This window comes from ANME-2 cluster archaeon (assembly GCA_019429385.1).
Taxonomy (GTDB): domain Archaea; phylum Halobacteriota; class Methanosarcinia; order Methanosarcinales; family Methanocomedenaceae; genus Methanocomedens_B.
In genome coordinates this window covers 1-2,228 of record JAHYIS010000067.1, presented here as the reverse complement: position 1 = coordinate 2,228, position 2,228 = coordinate 1, and the positions used below count along the sequence as shown (strand labels likewise).

Below are 2,228 nucleotides of genomic sequence, written 5' to 3'. Positions count from 1 at the left end.
ATATCGTGAAAATACCCAGCATAGATGCAGATACCAGTATGAAGGTCACAAACCCGATACCTATGGACCTGGGTATCTGGCGCCTGCTGAATACTTCATATAAAGCAAATCCGGACAGCACGGGAATAACCCACAGTTCAGTATTGGCACCGAAAAGCCTGCCAATGGTCGTAAGGCCGATTATCATAAAGATTGTCACATATACAGGCCCGCTGATCAGCAGCAAAACCGACAGGGTGAACAGGTTTTTCGATTCCTGGCGCCTGGAAAAATAATGGTTCAGTACAATTAATAGGCCAATGCCTGACAGGAACAGGTAAATGAACAGCCCGCCATACATCTTCAAAGCCAGAAGCACCTGGTCCACAGGCTCAAGTTTTGATATGACTTCCAGTTCATGAAAACGGGGTACCTTGTCAACATTACCTGCAAACCATGTTAAGAATCTACCTTTCATTATGGTACCAAAAGCAGAGAATGACGTAAACCACGTGAAGAAGATAACTATGGATATCAAGGCCGGATTTGAAGATATGCTATCTGAAAAACTGGATGTGGTATCCATGGCCACTCTTTTGTTCCACACATACCTGGCAATTTCTCCACCCACCAGGCAAAAAATCAGCACGATTTCAGGTGCCGGATGGAAGAACGGGAACAGGAACAGAAGAATTATGAAAAGTGCCTTGAAAGCAATCGACGATGTTCCTGCTGCCCTGAAATAAAGAAAAAAGACCACAGGGAACATCAGCAGGGAAAGTGCCTGGGGATAGGTGGAGATATGGTAATAAGAATACAGCAAAGTGGTGCCTGCTGCCGCTGACAGCAGTGCGTGGCCCCTGTTGGTCGATACTGCAGAAGCTAACAGGTAGATAAATACCATGGACAAAAGCGTAAACACAACAGGCAGGAATTTCATTACTGTCAGCAGGTCAATGGCACTTATCTCAACCATCACCGCCCCAAAAATATGGGTAATGGGATAATAATTATCACCTATACTGCCGCTGGACAATATATCTGAGGTAAAACCCACATGTGCCAGCGGGTCCGATATGGTCAAAAAGTGATAACCTCTGATATAATGAAGCGATAATACGATAAAATTGCACAATACCAGAATTATCAACCCCAGCAACCAGTAATTGTTCTTATTCTCGGAAAACGCACCGTTCACAATAATGCCAGTCCCCAGCACGACTGCCCCAACAAGGAATATCCATGTGGCTGCAGGCAGGCTGCCGTACAATGAAAGCTCGTAGCCCGTGACAGGTGAATGCTGTTCTATCAATACCAGGGCCAGGGTGATGAAAACAAATGAGAGAATGGCACTTATTTTCGGCAAGAGTATATCCTTAGAATATGCATTTTCCATCGATCTCTTCCTCCGGCTTTATGTCCAGCAGATGCAGGATGGTCGGTCCTATATCCATAATACTGATGTTGTTACTTTTCGGCTGTTCTGTGCCATTCGCTATCAGAAAGACTGCATCCCTGTGATGTCCTCCCGAGGCCAGTGTATGCTCATAGGCAGTACCTATCAGGGGTGTGTGTATGCCCCAGAACACGCCGTATCCTTCCACCAGTTCAAATACGACATCCGGATACAGGTGAATATTGGAACCCTGGTATAATTCCTCTCTCCTGCAAATCCATTTGACCAGTTCCTGGCCTGTTTCAGGTTCGGTCAGCCCTGAGAGTTCGTCGATCAGCATTGTCCTCAGTTCCTCATATGAACCACCCGCGAGATTTCCCTCATTGACCTCGATTCCCCCATGGCTGTATGACTTGGGTCCGGCAAATGAAGAAAGGTATGCCATTGAACGGTCAAGGTCGATACTGGCTGAAGACATATAGATGTCCTTGCTGATAGAGGATAGTGCTTTAGATTTCGATACCCTGACCATAAGGTGGTCAAGTTCAAACTTCCTGATAAGGTCCAGTGATATTCGTTTCAGGTTCTCAAGGATGAATGGAGCCGGGTTTAACGCACCTGACCGGGCTTTAAGCAGCCCCTTTTTCCGTAAGACCTCGTTCATGTTGACCGTTCTGACAGGCCGCATGGCATGCCCGTGGTCGCTGAAGACAATGGTTGTAATTTCAGGATGTGCTTCCATGAACTCCCCCAGTATGTTATCATATATCTGGTAGAATTCCTTTATCACATTCTGGTACGGGTTCTCACCTGGATAGGTGGGGTCTTCCTCATCGCAGAATCTCCAGAAAAA

2 protein-coding genes are annotated in these 2,228 nt (G+C 46.2%); both read right to left on the bottom strand.

The annotated features are described in order from the left end of the window. A partial coding sequence (locus K0A89_12880) for a hypothetical protein (protein MBW6519377.1) occupies window positions 1-1,375 on the bottom strand: 1,375 nt, incomplete at its 3' end. Then, window positions 1,356-2,228, bottom strand: an 873-nt coding sequence (locus K0A89_12875; protein MBW6519376.1) for an alkaline phosphatase family protein, incomplete at its 5' end; no start/stop codon positions are given. The genes K0A89_12880 and K0A89_12875, both read right to left, overlap by 20 nt.